Here is a 4684-nt window from a genome sequence, read left to right as displayed (position 1 = left end):
ATGAAAAGAATGTTAATTAATGCTACTCAAAAGGAAGAGTTACGTATAGCTTTAGTAGATGGTCAAAAATTATATGATTTAAACATTGAAGTCCCAGGACATGAACAAAAAAAATCTAATATTTATAAAGGAAGAGTATCACGTATAGAACCAAGTTTAGAAGCGGCTTTTATTGATTATGGGACAGAAAAACATGGATTTCTACCTTTAAAAGAAATTGCTAAAGAGTATTTTCCCACACAATATTCTTATGTTGGAAAACCTAATATTAAAGAAATATTACGGGAAGGACAAGAAATAATTGTGCAAGTTCATAAAGAAGAAAGAAGTAACAAAGGTGCAGCTCTTACAACTTTTATAAGTTTAGCAGGTAGTTATCTAGTATTAATGCCAAATAATCCACGTGCAGGTGGTATTTCTAGGCGTATTGAAGGAAATGATAGAACAGAATTAAAGGACGTATTATCTTCTCTTCAATTACCAAGTGGTATGGGATTAATTGCACGTACTGCTGGTATTGGGAAATCTACTGAAGTACTACAATGGGATTTAACATTTCGTTTAAAACATTGGGAAGCAATTAAAAAATCAGCTGAAAATCATACTGCTCCATTTCTTCTTCATCAAGAAAGTGATGTGATTGTACGAGCATTTCGTGATTATTTACGACCAGATATTAGCGAAATTTTAATTGATGATATTAAAATATTAAATTTAGCAAAGCAGCATATTACTGCTTTGGGTCGTCCAGATCTTACGCATAAAATTCGATTATATAGTGGAGAAGTACCATTATTTAGTCATTATCAAATTGAGTCACAAATTGAATCTGCATTTCAAAGAGAAGTACGTCTCCCTTCTGGTGGATCAATTATTATTGACACTGCAGAAGCACTTACAGCGGTTGATATTAATTCCTCTCGCTCAACACGAGGTGGAGATATAGAAGAAACTGCTTTTACTACTAATCTAGAAGCTGTCAATGAAATAGCTCGTCAATTAAGACTACGTGATTTAGGAGGATTGGTTGTTATTGATTTTATTGATATGACTCCCATTCGACATCAAAGAGAGATAGAAAATTGTTTACGAGAAGCAGTCCGACAAGATCGTGCTCGTATTCAAATTGGTCGTATTTCTCGATTTGGTTTATTAGAAATTTCTCGTCAACGTCTTAGTCCATCTCTTGGTGAATCGAGTCATCATATTTGTCCACGCTGTAGTGGAACGGGAAGTATTCGTGATAATGAATCTTTATCTTTATCAATCTTACGTCTTATAGAAGAAGAAGCATTAAAGGAGAATACCCATGAGGTTCATGCTATTGTCCCAGTACCTATAGCTTCTTATCTACTGAATGAAAAAAGAGAAGCAGTAAATGCTATAGAAAAGCGTCAAGGTGGAGTACGTGCGATTATTGTACCAAATGATCAAATGAGAACACCCAATTATACGGTTCTTCGAATTCGTAAGGGAGAAGAATCTTCTTCTACTCTAAGCTATCTTTTACCTCAATTACATGAAGCAGAAATAAATCCTTTTGCTCATCATCAAAATGCATCAATAGAAAAAAATAATAAACGTTACTCTCCATTTTCCACATTAAGCAATTCTCAAGAAAAAAATTCTCATAAAGAAAGAGAAAATAAAAAAATATTAAAAATAATATTAAAGAAATTATTTTATAATTATAAATTTTTTATAAGAATAAAATATTTGATATATAAAATCATTCAAAAAATAATAGCGCAAATCAATAAAAGAAAAAAATTAAAAGATTCAAAAAGTAGAAAAATATTTCATTCAATCGATGATTATAAACAAAAAAAAGAAAAAGATTCTTACAATGATCTGATTCGGAAAAAAAAACATAATTCAATTAATACTCATAATATTCATATTAATAATCAAAGTAATAGTATCAAGCATAGTAGTATCAAACATAAATTTGATAAAAGTCTAGAATATTCTAGACTATCAATGCCTTCAGAAGGGATACAAAATACTTCTATAAAAAAAGAAGAAAGAAAAAACAAAAAAAAATGTAAAATAGTTCATACTGTATCTAATAATACAAAGCAAAATATCATAGATAATACAATGAAAATAGAAAATCATACAGAAGAAGATACTACTACTCGTGTGATAAAAATTCGTAATAATAATGAAGATAGAATTTATAAAGAGACAAAGAATAATCTTATTAAAGATGAGAATAAGGATGAGAATATTGTTAATATAACATTAAATAATAAAAAAATAAAAATACAAAAAAATAAGGATACTAAAAATAATATCCATTTATCTAATAGATTAAGACGTTCACCTAGACATATTCGATTTTATAATCGTAGACGTTATTCTCATACCAAAAATCAATCTATACAATCACAATCTTCTTCTATAGTTACTTCTTCTATAAATTCTATAAATAGTAATGAGAACACTTCTATCAATCAGAAGACCTCCTAAATGTTAATGATTATTCGTATTATACTAATTATAATAACATCAATATTTATTTGTATATTTGGTTTAATTTATTGCCTCTTTAGACCAAGATATCCTGCTCATTCGGCGAAATTTAGTCATTTTTTTGGGAAAATGACTCCTATTTTAGGAATCAAAATAGATTTACGTCTTACTCAGAAAGAAATATTATCTCAAAACTGTATATATATTGCTAATCACCAAAATAATTATGATCTCATTATAGCCGCTAATGTAGTACAACCTAGAACAATAGCAGTAGGTAAAAGTAGTTTACTATTTGTTCCTTTTTTGGGATGGTTATATTGGTTATCTGGTAATATATTTATAAATCGTAATAATCCTATACATTCTTATAATATTTTATTATCTATTGTCAAAAAAATAAAAGAAAAAAATCTTTCCCTATGGATTTTTCCAGAAGCGACTAGAAGTAGAGGGAGAGGACTCTTACCATTTAAAAGAAGCATTTTTAAAATAGCAATTATTTGTCAAGTTCCTATCGTACCAATCTGTATTTCAGATACCAATAAAATTCAACTAAATCGTTGGAATAATGGATTAGTCATTGTAGAAATTCTTCCTCCTATTAGGACAAATACATTGACTATTCAGCAAGTTAACATGTTAACAGATCACTGTCATAATATAATAAAAAATAAAGTAAATCAGCTTAATAAAGAAGTACATTTAAAAGAAAAAAAAGTTACTAAAATTTAGATAAAAGATTATTGAAATTAGAAATTTTTAATCACAGATATTCTTAGTAAGATTTATAAAATCTTTTATTTATACATTAATTACATGATTCTTTTTAAGACTATTGAGTAGAAATAACATGAAAATTATTGAAGTAAAACATCCATTGATAAAACATAAATTAGGATTAATACGTGCTAATGGGATTAGTACAAAGCGTTTTAGAGAATTAGCAGCAGAAATAAGTAGTTTACTAACATATGTAGCAACAGATGATCTTGAAACTGAAACGTTAACTATTGAAAATTGGTGTGGTATAGTTGAAGTAGAACGAATAAAAGGGAAAAAGATCACAATCGTACCAATTTTACGTGCTGGACTTGGAATGATAGATGGAGTTTTAGAAAATCTCCCTAGTGCACGTATTAGTGTGATTGGTATATATCGAGATGAAATTACTTTAAAACCCGTTCCCTATTTTCAAAAGATCGTTTCAAATATAAATGAACGTAAAGCATTAATAGTAGATTTAATGTTGGCAACTGGAGGTTCTATGATTGCTGCGATTGATTTATTAAAACGTGCGGGTTGTAAAAATATTAAAGTATTAGTAATAATTGCTGCACCAGAAGGGATTAATGCATTGGAGAAAGCTCATCCACATATAGAATTATACACCGCCTCTATTGATAGAGGTCTGGATTCCAATGGATATATTATACCTGGTGTTGGAGATGCAGGTGACAAAATATTTGGGACAAAATAAAATTTAGGATTGAAAATCAATAATTAATCTCTCTGTCATATAGAGAGATTAACCATCTTTCTTTTAATATCTATCTATTCATTACTATATAGATATCGCTAATCTAATTATTATTTTTTTCATTATTTTCTATACTTACAGATAGATAAATATTAAGGTTAATATAAATAATATTTACTTATTTTACTATTTATAGCAAAATAAAATTTATTATATATTTTACGTAGAGGGTAAATGAATAATGTTTACAGGAAGTATAGTTGCACTAATTACTCCAATGGATGACAAAGGAAATCTTGATAAAGATAGTTTAAAAAAACTAGTCGATTATCATATATATAATAATACATCAGCTATTGTTGCGGTTGGAACTACAGGAGAAACATCGACACTCAGCTACGAAGAACATAATAATATGGTCATGTGGACTCTGGAATTTAGTCAAGGTAAAATACCTGTCATTGCTGGGACGGGTGCTAATTCTACTGCGGAAGCAATTTCTTTAGCCTGTCGATTTAATAACAGTGGTGTAGTCGGTTGTTTAAGTGTCACACCTTATTATAATAGACCGAGTCAAGAAGGAATATTCCAACATTTTAAAGCAATTGCTGAAAGTACAGAATTACCGCAAATATTATATAATGTACCAATACGTACTGGATGTGATATCTTACCTCATACTGTAGCTCGTTTAGCAAAAATAAAAAATATTATTGGAATAAAAGAAGC

Annotated in this window: 4 protein-coding genes (1 of these 4 running past the window's edge); all 4 read left to right on the top strand. The window is 28.9% G+C overall.

Annotated elements, in window-relative coordinates; genetic code table 11:
* Window positions 1–2472: a ribonuclease E gene (gene rne, locus KEC37_RS02920; RefSeq protein WP_223139598.1), complete on the top strand. Its 2472-nt coding sequence runs from the start codon at window positions 1–3 to the stop codon at window positions 2470–2472.
* The gene (locus KEC37_RS02915) at window positions 2473–3210 is read left to right on the top strand and encodes a 1-acylglycerol-3-phosphate O-acyltransferase (RefSeq protein WP_223139597.1); all 738 of its coding nucleotides are present in this window, start codon (window positions 2473–2475) and stop codon (window positions 3208–3210) included.
* Between the two features lie 118 nt (window positions 3211–3328).
* Window positions 3329–3955, top strand: a complete 627-nt coding sequence (gene upp, locus KEC37_RS02910; RefSeq protein ID WP_223138629.1) for a uracil phosphoribosyltransferase — start codon at window positions 3329–3331, stop codon at window positions 3953–3955.
* A 241-nt stretch (window positions 3956–4196) separates the two neighbouring features.
* A protein-coding gene (gene dapA, locus KEC37_RS02905; RefSeq protein ID WP_223139596.1) for a 4-hydroxy-tetrahydrodipicolinate synthase crosses the window boundary here: on the top strand, window positions 4197–4684 show its 5' portion. Its footprint extends 403 nt past the window's final position; the window shows 488 of its 891 coding nt (coding positions 1–488); its start codon is at window positions 4197–4199; its stop codon lies off the right edge, out of view.

Origin of the sequence: Candidatus Schneideria nysicola (genome assembly GCF_019923565.1) — a bacterium.
Lineage (GTDB): Bacteria > Pseudomonadota > Gammaproteobacteria > Enterobacterales > Enterobacteriaceae > Schneideria > Schneideria nysicola.
This window is presented reverse-complemented; position numbering and strand designations above follow the sequence as displayed.

Coding starts and splice junctions, on each gene's coding strand:
- KEC37_RS02915 (WP_223139597.1), top strand. CDS start 2,473: ATGTTAATGATTATTCGTATTATACTAATTATAATAACATCAATATTT.
- upp (WP_223138629.1), top strand. CDS start 3,329: ATGAAAATTATTGAAGTAAAACATCCATTGATAAAACATAAATTAGGA.
- rne (WP_223139598.1), top strand. CDS start 1: ATGAAAAGAATGTTAATTAATGCTACTCAAAAGGAAGAGTTACGTATA.